We start from the raw sequence: 261 nt of genomic DNA on the forward strand, positions 1-261 counted from the left end.
AGCTGATCTTCCCGTACATCAGTGATTTTGGATTCAACAACTTCAGAAGCCGCACCGTCCTAAGCGGTGTATATGCTCACTTCCGGAGAAGTGACATCGGGAAGCTCCCGAACGGGTAACAACAGGACCGCAACAATACCAAAAGTGATCAGCAGCAGGCTGACTACTGTGGCAAAAACAGGGCGTTTTACCGTAAGATCAGAAAGGATCATGAATGAGCGTCTCAATCCTTTTCAGCGCTTGCGGCCACATCAGCATCCA

General features: G+C 49.4%; 1 protein-coding gene. It reads right to left on the reverse strand.

Going from position 1 to position 261, the window contains the following annotated elements; genetic code table 11:
• Positions 1–59: 59 nt before the first annotated feature.
• A complete protein-coding gene (locus ACY2RR_RS24535) occupies positions 60–212 on the reverse strand; it encodes an efflux RND transporter permease subunit (RefSeq protein WP_490110825.1) in 153 nt (50 codons plus the stop codon).
• Positions 213–261 lie beyond the last annotated feature (49 nt).

The organism is Parendozoicomonas sp. 2304DJ65-17, from assembly GCF_058148445.1.